Genomic DNA, 22,513 nt, shown 5'->3' on the forward strand with positions numbered 1-22,513 from the left:
TTAATTTATCCCATTATTGTCATAACGTGATAAATATCAGGTAATTCCTTGTTAGCCTAAAATGTAGGAAAAAACAACCGCACTTTTATACTTTTACATTGAATATAAATTTTACTTATTTAGGAGAGCATAGGCCTAAATTTCTAGCTCAAATGCTCTCCTTTGGGATTTTTACTATCTTAATTAACGCCAAGACTCATAGAAGCTAAGAGGAGAATTCACATTAAAATATTTTTTGTATTTCAAATGTGATGCTATGTTTGTGATAAGGAATATTTAAGCTGTTACTGTTTACACGTTGATAGTTATAACCTAATGTTGGCATTATCCCCATAAATTGAATATGAGGGGACCAGATTGATGCTGAAAATTGTGTTTCGCGATCCTGCCGTTTGGCATTACCACTTAATCCCCAGTAGAATGGTGCTTGGTAGTTTTTCTGTTCGCGAGCAAGGCGTAAACGAGCGCCAATATTTTGGTTTTGATAGCCTATATTGATATTGGCCCGATATTTTATATATCGATCTTGTGGATAATCGGTGGCATATTTTTTACCTATCTCAGCAGAGATGCCAGCATACCATTTTGAGTTAATTGTCCAAGTGCCACTCAACGATAGATTTTGTGTGTAGTTTGTGAGATGTTTATATTGTTTCTGCCGATACCGTTCAGTTGCATAATTAAATGCAATTTTACTGCGAAAATTGTTCGTCCATTGATATTGCCAGCTGGTTGTTATACCAAAATGGTTAGTGTAAGGTTTCTCGGCAAAAATGCGTAGTCCTGTATAAGGCTCTAGTGTAAATTGATGATGATAATTGGCATAGCCGAAAGGCATCGTTATTCGCCCATAAAAATCATTGTATTGGTGATAAGTGCGGTATATTTTTCCGATAAAATCAGTTTGCCATTGAGTATAAAAACCATTTGGCATAAAAAAAGTTTTTTGACTGCCAAATTGATAGCTTAACCCTTTATCTGCAAGGGGCTTTTCGAATGAAAATGAGCCAACTTTTGCTTTATCTGGTGCATTATTAATATTCTTATCATTGAGAAATTCGATTCTAAGATAGTATTTCCATTCTTTACGAGATTGGAGATATTGATCTATTTTCTCTAGTTGAAGACGGAATGGTAGAGAGGGTGTTGATAGATGTTGCTGAACAAGTTTTGAGGCCAGCCAGATTTGTTGATCTAGCAGTAGGCTGTCAATATGATGAAAAATGGCTTTTTCTGAATTAGGCTGGAGTTTTTCTACTTTTGTAAATTGGTTTATGGCTAAGGGATATTGTTGTGTTGATTTTGCTATTAACCCTTTTGCATAAGCGATGATAATTGGGCTTGGGTTAGCACTTGTTTCATAGATAGGAAGAATTTTTGTCAGTAGTGGAATATATTCTTGCTGAACTGCAATGTTTATTACTCTTTGTAGCAATTCTGGCGCATAACGCAATTGCTCTGCCTTAATTTTACGGGGTTCTGAAGAGGATTTTGGGGTGTCTTGCCAATAAGAGGAAGAATGATGAATATTGATAGCCTCGTAATTTAATTCAGGGGCTTCTTTTATGGCCATATCTTGTGGTAAAGCCCATATTTTACTCGATAGAGTAAGGGGAAGAGTTAGGAATATTATTTTTTTCATTGCTCATTACTCAATAAAATGCAGTATGCCTATGGCATACCGCATTTAATCACTTATTAAAATTTAATTTCTAGTCCTGCAAAAAAGTTACGTCCAGGGGCGGCTACGACAGAGTAGTTTGGGGTATCTAAATTAGTTTCTAAACTGCCATTCCATACTGTTTGTCGAGCGGATTCCCAAGTCACATAGCGGTAATTAAATAAATTATAGATCCCTGCTCGGAATGTCATATATTTATTAAATCGATAATGCCCAGTGAGATCGGCAATGATCCAAGATTTTGTTTTAATATGAGAACGGCTTTCTTCTATCACGCCTAAAGGTGAACTATCTTGGGCAACCAATTCTCCACTATCTTTGCCTTTGGAATAGGTTGTAACGAAGTTAAGCCCCCATTTTTCTTCTGGTGAGAGGTAAGAGATTCCATAGACCACGCGTAATGGTTGAATAGAATCAAGGGAGTATGCCCTTCCTTCATATCCTTCAGGCATTTTGGCTGGTCCGCCAATTTGCTGCGTTTTACTAATTTTAGCAAAGAGATTAATTCCTTCAGGAAAGCGTTCCCATAAACTATATAGATCTAAATTGGCACTAATATCATAGCCACGTACTTTGATATCTTGCGTATTGTAATAGAATAGATCACCTCGTCCTTGCCCTGTAGGTTTTTTTAAAGAGGCAAGAGCGATCATATTTTTATAGGTTGCCCAGAAATAACTGCTTTTTAGGCGTAATGCTTTGTATTCAAATTCTGCACCAATTTCTTGATTGCGTGAGTACTCTTTGTCTAATTTTCCTTGGATTGAATGTCCATAGGCATTGAGATCAGGACCTAGCTGTTCATACACAGAAGGGATTCTAAATCCACTACTATTACGGTAAGTAAGGGCTAATGGTTCGATAATTTGATATTTTATACCCAGATCCCAAGAGAGGTTTTGGTATTTACTTTGTTTGAATTGAATAGAGCGTTGCTGTTCCTCAAGGGTAGGGTTACCTTTAAATTGATAGTGATCATAACGTAATGCACTAGAGATAAACCATTTTTGTCCTAGCGTGATAGAGTCGCTTATACCTATAAAATAATGGCGACTTTTTATTGGACTAATTGGGTGAAAATCAATATGGTGTTTACCAGCAAATTCACGAGATCCTGAGCCGACACGTTTATAAATGATGTCACTAAAACGATCGTAATCATAAAAATGATGCTTACTCAATATTGTGCCGAGAACCACTCGGGTATCATGTCCTGTTTCTCCCCATTCCCAGAGTTTATTCAAATTGAGATCGAAGCGATAGTCTGTTTGTTTGCTATTAACGATATGATGCCAAGATTTTTGCCCTTCTTCAGTTGCCCAGCAATTCGCATCGACTGAAGGCCACTTAGCACAATTTAACCGCTTCACTTCTGATTGCATAATCAGATCACGCTTATCAAAACGAACCACCGCAGAGTTTACCCAAGCTGCTTCATCTTTTGCATCAAAACGGTACTCTAATCCAATTCTATTATTTTGATGAGTATCAAAATAAAATTGCGAAGGGGTATATTGAATCCGTTTTGTTGAGATTTCATCATAGAAAGGGGATTCAGGGTAGAGTACGCCATTAATCAGATGCTTCTCTCGACCATTATAATAGTTTGGGCGCTGCATTTCGCGCATTTTATATTGTTGTTTAGTCCGATTTATTACGATACCTAAGTAATGTTGTGGGGTAAAATGCCAGCCAAATTTACTGAGTAATGAATCACTTTCATAATCGAGTGGATTCGGGATACGGCGACGTACTCCACTAACTTCTTCCATACTCACCCAACGTCCTTTTTTATTCATAATAGGATCGACAGGATCGGCGTAATTAGCAATGAAAAGGCTTCCTTTATAAAGATCTTTATGAGCTTGAACTTCATGACCATTACGATGAGAATATTGCACAAATCCATCGAATTTCCCAGCTCGGAAAGCGAGTCCACCACTGTATAATTTACGCTTATCTTTAGAGGTATAGTCGGCTTTAAAACGGCCACCTATGGATTGATCGGGCTGTAAAAAATCATCAACATTTTTTGTTTCCATTGATACCGCACCGCCTAATGCGCCACTACCCGATTCTGCAGATGATGCCCCTTTTCGCAGATCAAGAAGTCGAAGATCTTCATATTCAACATCATTTTTTGAAGAGGCTGATAACATTGAAAATGTACCGCTCGCATCATGTCTTTTTAAGGTTGATGAAGCACCTAATCCATCTAGATCAATGGCTACGCGATCTTGGTCAACACCGCGTATAGAGAATCCCCGCGTTGTTCCTCGTCCTCCTGCTTCAGTAATGGAGATGCCGGGATCGTAGCGGGTGATATCGCGAATGTTTTCTATTTGCTCATTTTGTATTTGAGCCTGATTCTTGCGTACCTCTCCTAAGCCTGAAACGTTTTGTTTCTGTTTTTCAAATTTTTCTTTAACATAAATTGTCTCTAGTGTTGTGGAATCAGGCTCTTCTAAAACATTTTGTTGATTATTAGCTTGAGCATAAAGTGCGGTACAAAAAAGACAAAAAACGAGATTTATTCTGTTTATTAGAAAAATAGTGTTATTTGCTGACATTGTCATTTCCTTTTATTGTTGAATTTGTTTCCCACCAAAAACGGCACCGAAAGTTTTGTCTTCTTTGATTACAGTTCCCCCAATTTCATTGGCGTTTGTACCGTAAAAATGACCAACGACATTTGCTTCACCAGTAATAACAGAACCAGATCCCGTAGTATTACCATCGTGTACGGCGAGATTTGCTTTTCCAGTAAAGCCATTGTCTGTTATAGCGAGGTTTTCAAATTTTACGGCTGGCGTTTCGCCATTATTTTTCAATTCGCCCGATACTTGGCGAGTAGCAAAATTTGCTGTAAATTCAGCATCTTGATAACGTCTTGATACATTAGTAGCTTGACCTTTACCAAATCCATACCAATGCCCGAGGTATTTTACTTCACCAGTTGAAGGAATTTCAGAAATAGGCGTAACATAGCCTTGTACAAATAGATTACCTCTCTTATCAGTTTGATTATCTACTTGTTTTATTTCGTGGTTTTCAACGCCAAAACGTAAAAAGCTAAAATTTCCGCAGCATATATTGTCTGTTTTAGTGGTATCTAAATTAACCAAAATGCCATCAATTTGAAGCGTATTAATATCGCCAGAAAAATTTTGTGATTGTGGTTTATTTTCAGCAAAGGTGCTTCTATCTCCTTCATTGGTGAAAGGCAAGGTTTGAGCATTTAGACGCTTACCGTCAGTTTCAACCCCCTCTTCTGAATTTTGCTTGGCCGCAAAAACGCCAGCGAAATGATTGTCTTCCGACCATACTCGTCCAGCTAATTGTTTTGCCTTTTTACCTGCAAAGGAGCCTAATACTTTTGCGTTTTCTGGTAATGGGGGATTGCTATTTCCTTCATTCGCAAAGAGGGTGGTCTGACTATTTTTTGTAGCATTACCACGGAAACCATTTTCTGTAATTGTTGCATTAATATCATAAACAATTCGTTTATTATTTTCATCAATGGCATCAAGTTGTCCGCTTACTGTTTTACTTGAAAAGTCAACAGTAAAAACAGCTTTGTTTTGTTTTGATGTTCCGCCAGCTTGCTGGCCAGTTTCGTGGTATGAACCACTACCACTACTTTTTTCTGGGGTATAGGTTGCATATTCCCAAACACCGTTATAAGTTACTTTTCCTTTCACCGGCATATCCATTGTTTTTTCGCGAATGGCATAAAAAATATTGTTATAGCTTTGCCCTCTAGGAAGAACGGTTTTGGGATCTTGTTCAATTAATTCAATAAAACCGACTTTTGCATCACCATACTCTGTAATTTTGAGATAAATGTAATTAACACGATCTTCTGTAGAATAAAAAACCAAGGTTGTGCCTTTCTCTTTGTCCTCTATAGGAAAGACTTGTGAAATATCTTTCACCGCTCTTTTCCATACTTTTTTGCCATTTTCATCAATAACTTGAATAGACTCTGAATGGGCTTGATGATCTTGAGTGAGAGGATAATCCCCTTTAAATAATAGAACATCATAATCTGCTGGATTAAGGTTAGTGCGTGTATCGCTAATGATGCGTTTTTGGGTTTTTACATATTCATAATCACTATTCATTACAAAAACATCTCCGCCTCCGCCAGCTCCCCAAGGGGTTGTGGCTACCCAAGCCATTTCACTTAGATCCTCTGGTGCAGGAGATTCTAGTTTTTTGCCGTTATTTTCATTGACATAACTAGGTTTAGCAGGCTGATTATCAGTAATAACATTAGGTGGGTTAGCATTCTCCACTTCAAATCCACCGCCGCCAGAAGCACAGCTTATGCAGAATAATGAACTGAGCGTGCATAGAATAGTTTTCTTCATTTCCATAAAATATCTCCTTATTAGTAATAATTCTCATTAATTTTATTATAAATAAGAATTATTATCAAAAAATATTTTAAGAATGAGGAAGATTCTATGAAATGCTATTTCAATAATGCTTAGTGGTGATATTTATAGATATGATGAATGAGGTGCATAGATCTTAGCTATGCACCCTGAGGAGAAGTGAATGCTATTGAGTTGAAATTCCCTTATGTTTTAACAAGGCATCTAATTGTGGTTCTCTGCCGCGGAAGCGTTTGAATAACGCCATTGGCTCTTCTGAACCGCCACGGGTGAGAATTTCATCAAGAAAAGATTGCCCGGTTACGGGGTTGAAAATGCCTTCTTCTTCAAAACGCGAGAATGCATCTGCCGATAGCACTTCTGCCCATAAATAGCTGTAATAGCCCGCTGCATAACCGCCGGCAAAAATATGGCTAAAGCTATGCGGATTTCTGGCCCAATCCACACCTTTAATCACTGCCACATCTTCTTTCACTTGTTTTAAGGTGTCTAAAATTTGATTTGGCTGGTTCGCATCAAAATAATGGTGCAAACGGAAATCAAATAACCCAAATTCAAGCTGACGTAACACGAACATTGCCGCTTGGAAGTTTTTCACTTTAAGCAACTGTTGCAATTTTTCTTTTGGTAGTGGTTCGCCAGTTTCATAATGCCCTGAAATAAAGGCAAGCGCGTCTTCTTCCCAACACCAGTTTTCTAAGAATTGGCTTGGTAATTCCACTGCGTCCCAAGGCACACCATTAATGCCAGCCACATCTGCGACATCAATTTGTGTGAGCATATGATGAATGCCGTGTCCAAACTCGTGGAATAAGGTGGTGACTTCATCGTGAGTGAATAATGCGGGTTTATCACCCACTGGTGCGTTAAAGTTACAAGTGAGATAAGCCACTGGTTGTTGAATTGTGCCATCGGCCTTACGGCGGCGACCAACACAGTCGTCCATCCACGCACCGCCACGTTTATTTTCACGGGCGTATAAGTCTAAATAAAAACTACCGCGCACTTGATCTTGGCTATCAATCAAATCAAAGAAACGCACATCTTTATGCCAAGTATCCACATCAAAACGTTCCACGGCGCGCATATTAAATAGGCGCTTGATTAGCTCAAATAAGCCTGAAAGTACGCGATCTTCTGGGAAATAAGGGCGAAGTTCTTCATCATTAATGGCGTATAAATGTTGTTTTTGTTTTTCGCTGTAAAACGCAATATCCCAAGGCTCAAGTGCGGTAATATTAAAGTGCGTTTTACAAAACGCTTCTAATTCCGCTAATTCTTGTTGTCCTTGTGCTTTGGAACGGCTTGCCAAATTATCGAGGAAATTCAACACTTGTTGCGGATTTTCAGCCATTTTAGTGGCAAGGGAAAGCTCAGTGTAATGCTCAAAATCAAGCAATTTCGCCAATTCAACGCGCAAGGTTAAGCTCTCTTGCATAATGGCGGAATTATCCCATTTCCCTGCATTCGGGCCTTGTTCTGAAGCTCGAGTTACAAAAGCGCGGTACATTTCTTCACGCAATTGACGGTTTTCACAATAGGTCATCACCGGCAAATAACTTGGAAACTCGAGAGTGAAGCGATAACCTTCTATCCCTTTGCTTTCTGCGGATTGTTTTGCCGCTTGCAAGGCGCTTTCTGGCAAGCCTGCTAATTCATTTTTATCCGTGATAACCTTATCCCAGCCCATTGTGGCATCTAGCACATTATTGCTAAATTGTGAGCTTAATTCGGATAAACGCGCTACGATTTCACCATAGCGTTTTTGTTTTTCGGCTGGCAAAGAAATACCAGACAATTTGAAATCGCGCAACGCATTATCAATGGCCTTTTTCTGCGCCACGCTGTAGGTTTCATATTCTGGGCTATTTTTAAGCTGTAAATAGGCTTGATATAAGCCTTCGTGTTGCCCTAACCAAGTGCTATATTCAGAAAGCAATGGCAAGCAAGCTTGATAGGCCTCACGCAATTCAGGGCTGTTTTTTACTGCATTTAAGTGGCTCACTGGCGACCAAGCTTTGCTTAGGCGATCACCACTTTCAGTAAGCGGTTCAATAAAATTCTGCCAAGTTAAGTGCGGTTGTTTTAAAACCTGTTCTACAGTATCTCGATTTTCTTGAATTAATTGACTAATTGCAGGTTGAATATGTTCAGGTTTAATTTGCGAAAACTGCGGTAAGAGAGTTTCGCCTAACAATGGATTTGACATAAAAGCTCCTTGCTTTTAAAAGAAAGTATTAAGCTAACAAATAAGGGGAGATTTTATAATATCAAGGTTGAGAAATCTAAAAAAATATGGATAATTGAGAATAATTTTTATTTGGAAAGAAAAATGAAAGCAATTTACATCATTTTAGGATTTATTTCACTGGCGCTTGGCATTATTGGCGCATTTTTGCCCCTGCTGCCGACCACGCCTTTTTTATTGCTCACCGTGTTTTGCTTTGCGCAAGGCTCTGAACGCTTGCATAACTGGATTATTCAAACGGAGCTATATAAAAAACATTTGCAATCTTTTAGCGAACAACGGGCTTTAACCTTAAAAACCAAAATCCGTATCCTTATTTTATCCACCACAATGCTGGCGATCGGCTTTTATTTCACGCCGACAATGTTTGGCAAAGTGGCGATTTTGCTTGGCTTGCTGATTCATTATTGGGTGTTCTTCTTTTGGATTAAAACCCTGAAAGAATAATGCACACGAAAGGAAAGAATAATTGGTAATCAAGGGGCGTTTTTGTATAATGCCCCTATTTTTACATCAGCCTTTAAGCCAATGCCATCATTTAAATGTCCTACTATTTTGCCAAGTGCGGTGCTTTTTTGCGCAATTTTTTCCTTAACCAGTTGCGATCAGCCAAAGCAGGTTGCGATCCCTAATTCCGCACCAACACAAACGCCTACCACTGAGCCTGAAGTGCGTATTCCCCACTTAGTACGCGGTGTTTATGGCGATTTAGTGATTTCTCCAGAAAAATTGCAAAATGATGAACAAGCGAATTTTTTGCGTGATATTTTAGAAGGCTTGGTAATTTACGATCCGCACGGTAACGTGATCCCTGCCGTTGCGCAGAGCTGGCAAACGAAAGATAACAAAGTTTGGACATTCACCTTGCGTGAATCGGCAAAATGGTCAAATGGCTTGCCTGTAACAGCCGATGATTTCGTGCAAAGCTGGCGAAAATTAGCCACATCAAACAGTCCGCTAAAAGAATACTTAGCCTTTATTAATCTTCAACAGGCCGCGGAAGTTCTGCAAGGTCAAGCCGATGTGGAACAGCTCGGCGTACAAACCTTATCCCAACAGCAATTACAAATCCGCTTAGAAAAAGCCACGCCTCATCTGCCTGCAATGCTCGCGCACCCTGCCTTATTACCGCAGTATTTTGGCGAACAGCAAGGCTTTGTGAGCAATGGCGCGTATTATGTGAAAAATCAGCAAGGTGATGAGATTCATCTAGCGCAAAATCCTTACTATTGGCAAGCTGAAAAGGTCGCCTTTTCCTTGGTTGATTATAAAAAACTCACACCAAATCAAGACTTAACGGGCATTGATATTGTTGCCAATCCCAAACAAAGCAATGCGCAAGTCGCCTATTTACCAAAACTTTGTACTTATTACTACGAATTTAATTTTAACGATCCAAGGCTAGCCAAAAGTGCGGTGCGAAAATCCTTAGTTTTTCTCGCTTCTGCACGAAATTTAGTGCGTGGCGAACAGCAGGCACGTCTTGCTAGCAATCATTTTCTGCCCCAATCAATGCAAGGCGAACCTGAAAATGCGTGGTCGCCAGTGTTAGTGGAACAGCTTTTACAGCAAAATGGTATCACTGAAAAATCCCCACTGGTGTTGCGTTTAACCTTTGATCAAGAAGGCTTTAATCACACCATTGGACAACGTTTAGTGCAAATGTGGTCGCAATCAGATCTCATTCATATTCAGGCTGATCCCGTGCCTTGGCAAACCCTATTGGAAAAACGCGCCAAAGGGGATTTTCAAATTATTCGCTCTGGCTGGTGCGCCGATTATAACGATCCTTCTGCATTTTTGATGAATTTTTATTCCAAAAGCCCAGACAATAAATCCGCTTATCACAATGAAAAAGTGGACGCACTACTAGAGCAAAGTTTGCAACCAATTTCTACGCAAAAACGCACCGCACTTTATCAACAAGTTAGCCAATTATTGCAGCAAGATAATGTGGTTTTACCGGTTTTTCAGTACACAACCCCAATTTATCTTAATCCCAACTTACAAGGCATTGATAAACAAAATCCGACTAATGTGATTTATAGTAAAGATGTGAAACAAGAAAATTAAGACATTGAAAAATGCCTTGAATAGACTTACAATACAAAAAAGAGGCGAGCAATTCGCCCACCTCTTTGGTTGGTTGTCTATCTTGCGATAGTGGTATCTGCGGTCAGCAGCAGAATGATCAATAGGATTAAAATTAACCTATATAACCTCACGCATAATCACCTCCTTAGATTAGTCAAATTTAGGAGGATGTAGCTAACCCGAGTGCCAGTCGGGTTTGCTACAACACCCGACCAACCGTTAAGAAGTATATCAAAAAAACCGCCTTTCGGCGGTTTTTTATTGCTTAGCTAATACTTAATTGGCTGGTACTGCCTCTTCCACTGGAGCAGGCTGAGCGCCTAAGGTGGAGGGTTTTAACACGTCCCATAAGCTTTGTCGTTTCGGTTCTGGCGCAGCTTCTCTTGGTGCGGAGCAGAAAGATTGGTTACGCTCTGCCCACACTGGGATTTGCCTTGCACTGCTGCAATCCCAACCGCCATAGCTATTAATGCCAACCCATTTAATGCCTGCTGGGGTTGATGGGCGTAAGGTTTTCGCTTGCGTGCGTTGAAGATAGTTTTTATACACCTGCAATGCGCCTGTTGCGCCTGTTAATCGCGTTTCACCATTGTCATCACGGCCAAGCCAAACGGTGGCAACATTTTCGCCGTCAATTCCCACAAACCAAGTATCGCGCGCAGAGTTTGTCGTCCCGGTTTTACCTGCTAGACGTAAATGAGCAAATTGATTTTGCAAACTGCGCGCCGTACCGCGTTCTACGGTTTGTTGCATTGCAAAAAGGGTTTCATAAGCGGCTTGCGCTGGCACAACTTGTTCTGGTTGCATTGGGCGCTGATAAATAAGTTCCCCTTGCTGATTAGTAATGCTATCAATGGTGGCAAGAGGAATATTTGCCCCTTGGTTTGCAATAGTTTGGAACAATTTCGTTACTTCATAAGGAGAGATCGAATAAGATCCCAACAACATCGCTGGCACTTTTGGAATTTTCACTTTATCCCAGCCCATCGCTTTTTGAGTTTCAATCACTTTGCTTAAGCCCACTTTCATTCCGATATTTACCGTTGGAATGTTTAATGAGCGAGCGAGCGCGTCCATTAGCATCACCGAGCCACTATAACGGCGATCGTAGTTGCGCGGCTGCCAAGGTGGGCTGCCTTTGGTGCGAATGGTAATCGGCTGATTTTGAATTGGCGTATTTAAACGAAATTCGCTCGGTTCAGTAAGTGCGGTCAAATAAATTGAAGGTTTTACTAATGATCCAATTTGTCGTCTGGCATTTAACGCACGGTTAAAGCCAGCATAGTTGGTTTGCAGACCGCCCACAATGGCTTTGATTTCACCATTGCGATAATCTGCCACGATCATTGCTGATTCTAAATAAGGATTTTTATATTTTAACTGCAATTCAGAAACCGCATTAATCACCGCTTGTTCTGCATAGTGCTGCTGTTTAATATCCAAGGTAGAAAAAATGCGCGTGCCAGATAAACTGCTTGCCCGATTTTCACCTAATTGTTGGCGAAGCTCTGCCTGTAAGGTTTGAATAAAGGCTGGATATTTACGATTAATTTGCCCACGCTTTTGCACGCCAAGAGGACGTTTACTTAACATATCGTAAAGTTCTTGCCCAATCACTTTGTGTTCAAGCAATAAACGCAACACCACATTACGGCGTTCAAGGGCATTTTCAGGATTACGCCAAGGATTATAGAGCGAAGGCCCTTTCACCATTCCCACCAATAAGGCGATTTGATCCAAATTAATTTCACGAATTGAGCGACCAAAATAAAAATGGCTCGCTAATTCAAAACCGTGAATTTGCGTGTTGCCGTTTTGCCCGAGATAAATTTCGTTGAGATAGGTTTCTAAAATGCGGTTTTTGTCATAACGCCAATCTAAAATCAACGCCATCAAGGCTTCGTTGATTTTTCTTGTAAAGGTGCGTTCGTTAGAAAGGAAAAGATTTTTAACCAACTGCTGCGTTAAGGTACTTCCGCCCTGCACACGATGGCCTGCCTGAAAGTTTGCCACCATTGCCCTTGCAATGCCCAAAGGGCTTATGCCTTCGTGTTCATAAAAGCGGCGATCTTCGGTTAAAAGTAAGGTATCAATCAATAATCTTGGGTAATTTTGCAAAGAAAGGGTTAAGCGCTCTTCTTTTTCTGATTGCAACATTGCGATTAATTTTGGCGCGAGCGGAAACTCATCAATGGCTTTCACATTCACCAAATCTTCGATCACCGCTAATTTATTGTCTTTAAAGCGTAAGCGAAAAACACGCTGAGCTTCAGGTTGAACAGGAAATGGAAAAGCGCCACGCAACAAAACAATGGTGTTATCTTCAATTTTGAAATCCCCCGGTGCAGCCACCATTGTGGTTTGGCGATAATCATTTTCGAGCAGACGTTGCTTCACTTGTTCAAGGCTAAGATCATCACTTAAACGAATGGATTCAATACGGCTATACACTTCCGCTGGCAGCTGCCAGATTTGTCCGTCCATTTTGGAGCGAATTTGCCCGTCTAAATAAATGCCGTAAAAAATGATGTAACACACCACGACAAACGCAACTTTTAGCAAAAAATTACGCAAACGCTTTTTGCGTGAGGGCTTGCCCGTTTTATTTGTTTCAGCCGTTGGTTGTGTTTCTGGCGTTGAGTTACTTTCTGACATTGCTCTGTTATACCTAGTTATCTGGCCCGAACCTTAGCGGTTAAAGGATAAATAAGATTGTAAAAACTGCTCAAAATCTTCCAAACCACAAAAAGCTAAACTTTCTTCATCATAATAATGGAAATCTTGCTCAAGTTCTTGCTGTTCATCGATAGAAAGATTATTCGCGCGCACCATCACTTCATCTGCGCTGATAAATACACTGTATTCTGCACCGAGCAATTTAAAATCCTGCATTGGCGCTTGGCGTGCTTGATTGATAAGAGAAAGTGCGGTGGAAATTAGCTGAGAATTTGACCGCACTTCTGTATTAAGCCAATTTGCCAAGGCTTCGTGTCCCATTGAACATTTGGCTGAAATCTGTCCGCCTTGGGCAAAAAATTGATAATCCATTTTGCGAATTGGGTTAGATACTGAAAGATGAACCGCAACCGCAAGTGGTGGTGGCGTTAGGGTTATTGACTACAAAACGCGAGCCTTCTAGCCCTTCGGTATAATCCACCGTGCCGCCAATTAAATATTGCAAACTCATTGGATCAATCACTAACTGCACACCGGAATTTTCAATGGTGAGATCGCCTTCGTTTACTTTTTCATCAAAAGTAAAACCATATTGGAAACCGCTACAACCGCCGCCTGTGATATAAACACGTAATTTAAGCTCGCTATTTTCTTCTTCTGTAATCAAGGCTTTTACTTTATTGGCAGCCGCATCGGTAAAAGTTAAAGGGATTGCCATATCTGTCATAATTTATCTCGCTTGTATCCTTGTAAATTTTAAGTTGGCTATTATCTAATAACCAAGTAAACCATTCAAGAATTTATCAAGGATTTTTCAACGGAAAGGTGGTAAAATACCACACAAATTTTTGTCAAGGAGAAGTTATGGCAATTCCAATTAGAACAGAACAAGAAATCGAAAAACTGCGCGAAGCCTGCAAATTGGCTTCAGACGTGTTAGTAATGATCGAACCCTATGTGAAAGCAGGCGTAACTACTGGGGAATTAGATCGCATTTGCCACGAGTATATGGTAGAACAACAAAAAGTGATCCCAGCTTGCTTAGGCTATCACGGCTTCCCGAAAGCCACTTGTATTTCCATTAACGAAGTAGTGTGCCACGGCATTCCAAGTGAAGGAAAACAGCTAAAAAACGGTGATATTGTGAACATTGATGTTACCGTGATCAAAGATGGCTACTACGGCGATAATTCCAAAATGTTTATCGTTGGCGAACCAAGCATTCGCAGCAAAAAATTAGTGGACGCCACCCAAGAAGCTCTATATATAGGTTTACGCACGGTCAAACCAGGGATTCGCTTAAGAGAAATCGGCAAAGCGATCCAAAAATATGCAGAATCACAAGGCTTTAGCGTGGTGCGTGAATATTGCGGACACGGTATCGGCACGGAATTTCACAACGATCCACAAGTGCTACATTATGACGGTGATGACGGCGGCGTGATCCTGAAAGAAGGAATGGTGTTCACCATTGAACCGATGATCAACGCGGGCAAACGTGAAGTGCGCCTAATGGGCGATGGTTGGACAGTAAAAACCAAAGATCGCAGCCATTCCGCACAATTTGAGCATCAAATTGTTGTTACCGCTGATGGCTGTGAAGTAATGACTATCCGCGAGGAAGAAGAAAAAGCAGGACGCATTCAGCGTTTTATGGTGAATGCATAATCTCCCCTACAATTTCATTGAATGATTAATGCAATGTAGGGACAGACCTGTGTGTCTGTCCGAATAAGATGTTCTGAACAGCAAGTGGCAAAATAGAAATGGGCGAACACATAGGTTCGCCCCTACGGTTTTGTTAAATTACCAATGCAATGTAGGGACAGACCTGCGTGTCTGTCCGAATAAGGTGTTCTGAACAGCAAGCGGTAAAATAGAAACGGGCGAACACATAGGTTCGCCCCTACGGTTTTGTTAAATTACCAATGCATAATGTAGGGACAGACCTGTGTGTCTGTCCGAATAAGGTGTTCTGAACAGCAAGCGGAAAATAGAAATGGGCGAACACATAGGTTCGCCCCTATGGTTTTGTTAAATTACCAATGCCATGTAGGGACAGACCTGTGTGTCTGCCTGAAGCTGAATAGCCCCAAAGGAACAAGCCCAAATGTTTACCTACTCGCCCACAACCCCACTTAGTATTCAATCCGTCAAACAGCAAAAAGATCAGCTGAAAAACCTTGAGCTTGCTGAGTTCCAGCAATCTTCCGTCTATCAATTACTAGAAAATCGTACACAGTTTTATGATGATTTATTGCGACATCTTTGGGCGCACTTTAGGCTGGATCAATATCAGGATCTTAGCCTGATTGCAGTGGGCGGTTATGGGCGTGGGGAAATGTTTCCTTTGTCGGATTTGGATTTTTTGATTTTAACAAAATCACAGACTAGCGAAGAAATTCAACAACAAATCCGTGAATTTGTGCAATTTTTATGGGATTGCGGTTTTGAAGTGGGGCATTCCGTTCGCACCTTGGCTGAATGCGAACAAGCTGGGCGAGAAGATATTTCTATCGCCACCAATTTGCTTGAAAGCCGTTATTTATGCGGTAATGAAAAATTATTTGAAAAACTCACCGCACTTTTAATGCAACCTGATTTTTGGCGTCTGGCGGATTTTTATCAAGCCAAAATCGCCGAAAAAAATGCGCGCTATCAACGCTATCACAACACCAGCTATAATCTTGAACCCGATATAAAATATAGCCCTGGTGGTTTGCGTGATCTGCATTTGTTGTATTGGCTTGCCCTGCGCCACACAGGGGCAAAAAACTTGCAAGATATTTTGCAAACTGGTTTTATTTATCCTGAAGAATACGATTTATTACAAGAAAAACAACAGTTTCTGTTTAAAGTGCGGTTCGCTTTACATTTAATTTTAAAGCGTTACGACAACCGATTGTTATTTGATCGCCAAGTGAAAGTGAGCGAATTGCTCGGCTATCAAGGGGAGGGCAACCAAGCAGTGGAAAAAATGATGAAAGCTTTTTTCCAAGCCTTACAAACCATTGCCACGCTCACTCACATTTTAACCAAGCATTATCGGGAACATTTTATCGATAAGCCAAGCCAGCAAACTTGTTTTCCGCTGGATCGCCATTTTCACCTTGCCAATAACGCCATTTGCTTAACGCAAAAAGACTGTTTTCAGCAACAGCCTGACAGTATGCTCGATTTGTTTTTCTATCTTACACAATATCCAACGGCGGAAATTCATTCCAGCACGTTACGCCAATTAATCCGCACGATTGAAACATTTCACGGCTATTTAAGCGAAAATGCACAAGGTAGAGCAAAATTTTTACGCTTATTTGAACAGCCTCATTGCGTGCAACGGGCTTTTTTACCAATGCACCAATACGGCGTGTTACGCATCTATTTACCGCAATGGCAGCACATTGAAGGGCTGATGCAATTTGATTTATTTCATAGCTATACTGTTGATGAACATAGCTTGCGCGTAATGCAAAAATTAGAAAGTTTTACTCAGCCAGAAAGCCAAACGGCGCACCCGATTTGTTATTCCATTTTTGCCCAATTATCACAGCGCACGTTGCTTTATCTCGCTGGATTATTCCACGATATTGCCAAAGGGCGTGGTGGTGATCACGCTGAACTTGGCGCGCAAGATATGGCGGATTTTGCTCGGCTACACGGCTTTTCAAGCCAAGAGAGTGAATTAATGCAATGGCTTGTGGCGCAGCATTTATTGATGTCCGTTACGGCACAACGGCGCGATATTGACGATCCCAATATTGTCCTTGCCTTTGCCGAAGAAGTGAAAACCCAGCAACGCCTTGATTTACTCACTTGTTTAACCGTGGCAGATATTTGTGCCACCAACGAAACCCTTTGGAATAGCTGGAAACGCTCTTTATTAACAAGGCTTTATCAATCCACCACGGCACAATTTAATTTAGGAATGGCCAGCTTGTTGGATAATCAAGATAAAATCGCCCAGCATAAAAATCAGGCTTTGGTTTTATTACAAAAAGCCCAGCCCGATCTTGCGCAAGACGCCATTCACCAATTATGGCAAACTTTCCCGCCAGATTATTTTTTACGCAACAATCCACAACAAATTTGCTGGCATACTGGGCTAATCGCCGAAAGCCGCAAGCAAAGTGCGGGGCAAAATGTGGTAAAAATTAGCAACCGTTTTTCCTCAGGTGGCACGGAAGTGTTTATTCATTGTGAAGATCAAGCCAACTTGTTCCATAAAGTGGTGAGTACTATTGGCGCGAAATGTTTTAGCATTCACGATGCGCAAATTCTCACAGCAGAAGACGGCAAAGTGTTCGATAGTTTTATTGTAACCGAATTAGACGGCTCGCTTGCCAAATTTGATCGCCGCCGTGAGCTAGAACACGCCCTGCAAAAAGCCTTGAACGCAAACAAAATTGCCAAAGTCAGCACGATGAAAAATCATCAACTTAAACCATTTCGGGTAAAAACCGAAGTGCGATTCTTGCATTTGGCCAAAACCACGCACACAGAAATGGAGCTATTCGCCTTGGATAAAGCAGGGCTTTTGGCAGAAATCAGCCAAATTTTCACCGCCCTTCAGCTTAATATTCAAAATGCCAAAATCACCACCATTGGCGAAAAAGCAGAAGATTTCTTTATTTTAACTAATCGCTATGGCAAGGCTTTGTCGGAACAGGAAAGGGAAGTGTTAGAACAGCAGATTTTAGCATCTATATAATTAAACACCGCTTTTTGAAAGAGCGGTGCTTTTTTGCGGATTTTTTTTTTGCTTATTATTTACGCAAATTTTCTAAGGCTACGGCGGTGATGATGATTGCGCCGCCGAGTAGCATTGTGAGTGTTGGGACTTCATTGAGCCACAGCCACGCGATTAAAATGGCGTAAACGGGCTCAAGGGAAATAATCATTGCGGCGGTTCTGGCGCTGAGTACATCAAGGCTGGATACAAACAGGGTGTACGCAAGGCTGGTGCAGAGCAAGCCAATGCAGGCGATCCAAAACCAATCTTGCAACGATACGCTCGGTAATTCGTTGGCATAAAACGGTAAAAGCACGATAACGCCCACCAAATATTGCCACCAGCTGGCTTGGCTGCCTGAAAGTGTGCCGCGATTTTTGCGGTTTAGCACCGCAAGCAAGCCGTAAATTGCACCGGAAAAAATGCCCCATAACAGCCCTTGTGTGGATTGGTTACCAAATTCAAAAGCGGGCGTAACAAGGATTAAACCAAGCGTAATGGCGAGTAATAAGAAAAACTCGCGCAATTTCAACCGCACTTTGAAAATCAGCATTTCAAATAAGCACACAAAGGCAGGGAAACTGGCAAAGCCCAGCGTTCCCACTGCCACACCGCCTACTTTCACCGCAATATAAAAGGTAACCCAATGGGCGGTGAGCAAACTGCCTAGCACAAATTGCAACAAAATGCCTTGTGTGGAAAGTTTGGTTAAGGGCATTTTCTTATACAGGAAGAAGAGGGAAAGCGCCGCTAGTGCGATAAAAACGCGCCCTAACACCAACACGCCTGCGCTGCTTTCAATAAGCACGCCTAGCACGCCAGTTAAACCAAATAACACCGCGGTGCTATGCACTTTGAGCAAAGCCAGCTGATATTGTTTGTTCGCGTTTTCCACTTTCCCCCCTATGCCCGTTGCTATTTTTCGTTACGCCGTTTTCATTGCAGCGAAAGCCTTATCGGCGGCTTGCAAGGTGCGTTCAATATCTTCATCGCTATGCGCTAAAGACATAAATCCCGCCTCATAAGCAGATGGCGCAAGATACACACCTTGTTCAAGCATCTTATGGAAAAACTGTTTGAATTTTTCCGCATCACATTTCATCACTTGCTGATAAGTGCTAACTTCAGGCTGATCGGTGAAAAAAATACCAAACATTCCGCCCACATAATTCACCACAAATGGAATGCCGTGTTTATCGGCGAGTGCTTTTAAGCCAAGGGCTAATTTTTCTGTTTGCTCAGCCAGACGCTGTTCATTGCCGGCTTTTTTCAGCTCGGTTAAACAAGCAAGCCCTGCCGCCATTGCGATTGGGTTGCCTGAAAGCGTTCCTGCCTGATAAACAGGACCAGTTGGCGCGATATATTGCATAATTTCTTTTTTACCGCCAAATGCGCCCACTGGCATTCCACCACCGATCACTTTACCAAGGGTGGTTAAATCAGGGGTTACGCCATAATATTGCTGCGCACCGCCTAATGCCACGCGAAAGCCTGTCATCACTTCGTCAATAATTAACAATGCGCCATATTGATCACAAAGTTCACGCAGTTGTTGTAAAAAGCCTGCTTTTGGTGGAATACAGTTCATATTGCCCGCCACTGGCTCAATGATCACACAAGCGATGTCATCAGGATATTGCTCAAAGGCTTGCTTAACAGAATCAATATTGTTGTATTCGCAAGTTAAGGTGTGTTTAGCAAAATCAGCAGGCACACCAGGGGAACTTGGCTGACCAAGGGTTAGCGCGCCTGAGCCTGCTTTCACTAGCAAACTATCAGAATGGCCGTGGTAGCAACCTTCAAACTTGATGATTTTATCTCGTTTGGTATAACCGCGCGCCAAACGAATGGCCGACATTGTGGCCTCTGTTCCTGAACTCACCATTCGCACCATTTCGATCGAAGGCACAAGCTGACAAACCAGCTCTGCCAAGTCAATTTCTAACGGCGTAGGTGCACCAAAGCTCAAGCCTTTTTCTGCGGTTTTTAACACCGCACTTAAAATGGCTGGGTGGTTATGGCCTAAAATCATAGGCCCCCAAGATCCTACATAATCAATGTACTGCTTGCCGTCTGCATCAAAAATATAAGCACCCTCAGCGCGATCAATAAATACTGGCGTGCCGCCAACCCCATTAAACGCACGAACAGGGGAATTCACCCCACCAGGGATCACTTTTTGTGCTTGGGAAAAGAAATTTTCTGAATGGTTCATTGTTTGTCCTTAATTTGGTTTTATCAAAAATGGGTCAAAATTGTGGAGTATTGTACTGTAAAACTAAGTAAATTTATAAAAATATTTATGCGCACTTTTGCCTTTATGGTATGCTTTCGCCACTCATTTTTTACTGAAATTATTCATTATGTTGTTGAGTTTTCTGCTCACATTTCTCGGCGCACTGCTCTCTTTATTTGCTATGCGTCCGATTGCGCAAAAAATCGGTTTAGTGGATAAACCAAATTACCGCAAACGCCACAAAGGGGCAATCCCCCTGATTGGGGGCATTTCGCTATTTATCGGTAACTGCGTGTTCTATTTTTTAGAATGGGATCAAATGCGGCTGCCAGCGCTCTATCTTTTCAGCATTTTTGTGCTGTTAGCCATTGGTATTTTAGACGATCGCTTTGACATCAGCCCATTCATTCGCGCAGGAATCCAAGCCTTTCTCGCTATTTTAATGATCGATATGGGCAATATTTATCTCGATCATCTTGGACAAATTTTAGGCCCGTTCCAATTAACGCTCGGCTCAATCGGCTTGATGATCACGGTGTTCGCCACCATCGCAGTGATCAACGCGTTCAATATGATAGACGGCATAGACGGCTTGCTCGGCGGCTTATCCAGCGTGGCGTTTGGTGCGATTGGCATCTTGCTGATAATGGATAACCAAATGGATCTCGCCTATTGGAGTTTCGCCTTAATCATCGCTATTTTGCCTTATTTAATGCTCAATCTTGGTATTCCTTTTGGCACAAGATTTAAAGTGTTTATGGGTGATGCAGGCAGCACGTTGATCGGCTTTACCATTATTTGGATCTTGCTACTTAGCACGCAGGGCAAAGGTCACCCAATGAACCCAATCACCGCACTATGGATTATCGCCATTCCCGTGATTGATATGATCGCCATTATTTACCGCCGCTTACGCAAAGGCAAAAGCCCATTCCGCCCAGACAGGCTGCATATTCACCATTTAATGGTGCGCGCAGGGCTAAGCTCACGCCAAGCCTTTTTATTAATCACCTTTATCGCCGCGCTATGCGCAGGTTTTGGTATTTTAGGCGAAGTTTATTACATCAATGAATGGATAATGTTTGTCGGCTTTATTCTATTATTTTTCATTTATGTTTTTTCTATCGCCAGAGCATGGCGCATCACCCGTTGGGTAAGAAGAATAAAACGCCGTCATCGCCGTTTAGCACAACAATAGGAGAAAGGAATGCAATCACAAAATGCAGCAAAGAAATCTTTTATCATTATTTTAGTGACGATCATTTTTGCTTTAGCTGGGTATGGCGCAAGTTTCTTGCAAAAGCCACAATGGAAAGCAGAAGCAAAGATCTATCAGCCAACCACAAATCAATTAGGCAACTATTATGCCTTAGCTTCAATGTATCAATTTATCCAAGGTAAAAACGAGCCTGAAACATTGTTAGTGAATAAAGTGTATGATGAATTTAAACGTCAGCTTTCTGCTTACGATAATATTCGTCAATTTTGGCTAGAAAGCTCTTACTATAAACAAAGAGAAACAGGGAATGTACAAAATGATGAGGCATTGCTTGAGCAGTTAGTAAAAACAGTAAAATTTTCCACCGCACTTAAAGGACAGGCTGAAACGCTTTCTATACAGTTAGATAATCCTAAGCAAGCTTTGGAAATGCTCAATGCATTTATAGCACAAAGCAATCTTGCTGCAAGAGAGGTCATTTATAATGAATTGATAGGGCAGTGGAAAAATTTATTTAATCAGGTAAATAGTGCTGCCCAATTAAAGTTAGGGGCAACCTTGCAGGGTAACGCACTTGGTACACAAGATTGGCAAGGAAAATTGAATATGATGAAATCAGTTAATCCCCTTGATAATAATTTGACTGCTTACCGTTACCTTAAATCCCCAACCCAGCCACTCAATCCTGAACGTTCGGTGTTATATTGGGTGTTGTGTGTGGGAGGATTGGGGTTAGTTGTTGGAATGTTCCTAGCAAATACATTCACAAGAAAGACTAAAAAAGAAAGTGTGGAAGAATAGAAGAGCGGTTGGATTTTTAAGAGTTTTATAAAAGATAGACAAGTATTTTATGTTTTATAAACAAATTGAACAAAAAACTATCTTGCGATAAAAAAATAAAAAAATACTAGACAAGCTATTTGGAAACTCTTAATATACGCCCCGCAACGACGCAGTGAGATATAAAACGCGTTCGTAGCTCAGTTGGATAGAGCGTTGGCCTCCGGAGCCAAAGGTCGCAAGTTCGAATCTTGTCGAGCGCGCCAGAGTCAATGCAATACAACAATGGTGGCTATAGCTCAGTTGGTAGAGCCCCGGATTGTGATTCCGGTTGTCGTGGGTTCAAGTCCCATTAGCCACCCCAATTTCTGTCGGCGAGTAGCGCAGCTTGGTAGCGCAACTGGTTTGGGACCAGTTGGTCGTAGGTTCAAATCCTATCTCGCCGACCAC

General features: G+C 41.4%; 15 protein-coding genes and 3 tRNA genes. 9 read left to right on the plus strand and 9 right to left on the minus strand.

Features of this window, described 5'->3' with window-relative positions; genetic code table 11:
• Nucleotides 1-223: 223 nt before the first annotated feature.
• The 4 genes from C3007_RS08710 to prlC form a co-directional block, all read right to left on the minus strand.
• Complete coding sequence (locus C3007_RS08710; RefSeq protein WP_103854086.1) at nucleotides 224-1,642, minus strand: surface lipoprotein assembly modifier; 1,419 nt, start codon at nucleotides 1,640-1,642, stop codon at nucleotides 224-226.
• 56 nt (nucleotides 1,643-1,698) lie between these two features.
• Nucleotides 1,699-4,251 carry a TonB-dependent hemoglobin/transferrin/lactoferrin family receptor gene (locus tag C3007_RS08715; RefSeq protein ID WP_165779972.1) on the minus strand — a complete coding sequence of 851 codons (2,553 nt, stop codon included), beginning with the start codon at nucleotides 4,249-4,251 and terminating at the stop codon, nucleotides 1,699-1,701.
• A 12-nt stretch (nucleotides 4,252-4,263) separates the two neighbouring features.
• Nucleotides 4,264-6,060: a transferrin-binding protein-like solute binding protein gene (locus C3007_RS08720; protein WP_103854088.1), complete on the minus strand. Its 1,797-nt coding sequence runs from the start codon at nucleotides 6,058-6,060 to the stop codon at nucleotides 4,264-4,266.
• 187 nt (nucleotides 6,061-6,247) lie between these two features.
• Complete coding sequence (prlC, locus tag C3007_RS08725) at nucleotides 6,248-8,290, minus strand: oligopeptidase A (protein ID WP_103854089.1); 2,043 nt, start codon at nucleotides 8,288-8,290, stop codon at nucleotides 6,248-6,250.
• Nucleotides 8,291-8,413: 123 nt separating this feature from the next.
• Here prlC and C3007_RS08730 point away from each other — a divergent pair, with 123 nt between their 5' ends.
• Both C3007_RS08730 and C3007_RS08735 read left to right on the plus strand, forming a co-directional pair.
• Entirely contained in the window at nucleotides 8,414-8,776 is a 363-nt protein-coding gene (locus C3007_RS08730) for a YbaN family protein (RefSeq protein ID WP_103854090.1), read from the plus strand.
• An 81-nt stretch (nucleotides 8,777-8,857) separates the two neighbouring features.
• Nucleotides 8,858-10,402, plus strand: a complete 1,545-nt coding sequence (locus tag C3007_RS08735) for a peptide ABC transporter substrate-binding protein (protein WP_103854098.1) — start codon at nucleotides 8,858-8,860, stop codon at nucleotides 10,400-10,402.
• A gap of 297 nt (nucleotides 10,403-10,699) precedes the next feature.
• On the opposite strand, the gene mrcB is transcribed toward C3007_RS08735, so the two are convergent.
• The 3 genes from mrcB to erpA are packed head-to-tail and all read right to left on the minus strand — an operon-like array spanning nucleotide 10,700 to nucleotide 13,826.
• Entirely contained in the window at nucleotides 10,700-13,078 is a 2,379-nt protein-coding gene (gene mrcB / locus C3007_RS08740; RefSeq protein WP_103854091.1) for a penicillin-binding protein 1B, read from the minus strand.
• A gap of 33 nt (nucleotides 13,079-13,111) precedes the next feature.
• The gene (locus C3007_RS08745; protein ID WP_103854092.1) at nucleotides 13,112-13,471 is read right to left on the minus strand and encodes a YacL family protein; all 360 of its coding nucleotides are present in this window, start codon (nucleotides 13,469-13,471) and stop codon (nucleotides 13,112-13,114) included.
• Nucleotides 13,472-13,484: 13 nt separating this feature from the next.
• On the minus strand, nucleotides 13,485-13,826 hold the full coding sequence (gene erpA / locus C3007_RS08750) for an iron-sulfur cluster insertion protein ErpA (protein ID WP_103854093.1): 342 nt from the start codon (nucleotides 13,824-13,826) through the stop codon (nucleotides 13,485-13,487).
• A gap of 137 nt (nucleotides 13,827-13,963) precedes the next feature.
• On the opposite strand from erpA, the gene map reads away from it, so the two are divergent.
• A complete protein-coding gene (map, locus tag C3007_RS08755) occupies nucleotides 13,964-14,767 on the plus strand; it encodes a type I methionyl aminopeptidase (RefSeq protein WP_103854094.1) in 804 nt (267 codons plus the stop codon).
• A 442-nt stretch (nucleotides 14,768-15,209) separates the two neighbouring features.
• The gene (gene glnD, locus C3007_RS08760; RefSeq protein WP_103854095.1) at nucleotides 15,210-17,807 is read left to right on the plus strand and encodes a bifunctional uridylyltransferase/uridylyl-removing protein GlnD; all 2,598 of its coding nucleotides are present in this window, start codon (nucleotides 15,210-15,212) and stop codon (nucleotides 17,805-17,807) included.
• Between the two features lie 55 nt (nucleotides 17,808-17,862).
• Here the strand turns inward: glnD and C3007_RS08765 are convergent, their stop codons facing one another.
• Together C3007_RS08765 and hemL are read right to left on the minus strand one after the other, a co-directional pair.
• Nucleotides 17,863-18,723, minus strand: a complete 861-nt coding sequence (locus C3007_RS08765; protein ID WP_243397680.1) for a DMT family transporter — start codon at nucleotides 18,721-18,723, stop codon at nucleotides 17,863-17,865.
• A gap of 30 nt (nucleotides 18,724-18,753) precedes the next feature.
• On the minus strand, nucleotides 18,754-20,043 hold the full coding sequence (gene hemL, locus C3007_RS08770; RefSeq protein WP_103854096.1) for a glutamate-1-semialdehyde 2,1-aminomutase: 1,290 nt from the start codon (nucleotides 20,041-20,043) through the stop codon (nucleotides 18,754-18,756).
• Nucleotides 20,044-20,191: 148 nt separating this feature from the next.
• On the opposite strand from hemL, the gene wecA reads away from it, so the two are divergent.
• From wecA to C3007_RS08795, 5 genes are all read left to right on the plus strand, one after another.
• Entirely contained in the window at nucleotides 20,192-21,262 is a 1,071-nt protein-coding gene (gene wecA, locus C3007_RS08775) for a UDP-N-acetylglucosamine--undecaprenyl-phosphate N-acetylglucosaminephosphotransferase (protein WP_165779973.1), read from the plus strand.
• Between the two features lie 9 nt (nucleotides 21,263-21,271).
• Nucleotides 21,272-22,084, plus strand: a complete 813-nt coding sequence (locus C3007_RS08780; protein WP_103854097.1) for a Wzz/FepE/Etk N-terminal domain-containing protein — start codon at nucleotides 21,272-21,274, stop codon at nucleotides 22,082-22,084.
• A 168-nt stretch (nucleotides 22,085-22,252) separates the two neighbouring features.
• A tRNA-Arg gene (locus C3007_RS08785) sits at nucleotides 22,253-22,329 on the plus strand.
• Between the two features lie 22 nt (nucleotides 22,330-22,351).
• Nucleotides 22,352-22,427: transfer RNA gene (locus tag C3007_RS08790), tRNA-His, on the plus strand.
• 8 nt (nucleotides 22,428-22,435) lie between these two features.
• Nucleotides 22,436-22,512, plus strand: a tRNA-Pro gene (locus C3007_RS08795).
• Nucleotide 22,513 lies beyond the last annotated feature (1 nt).

It is taken from the genome of Avibacterium gallinarum, assembly GCF_002921135.1.
Taxonomy (GTDB): domain Bacteria; phylum Pseudomonadota; class Gammaproteobacteria; order Enterobacterales; family Pasteurellaceae; genus Avibacterium; species Avibacterium gallinarum.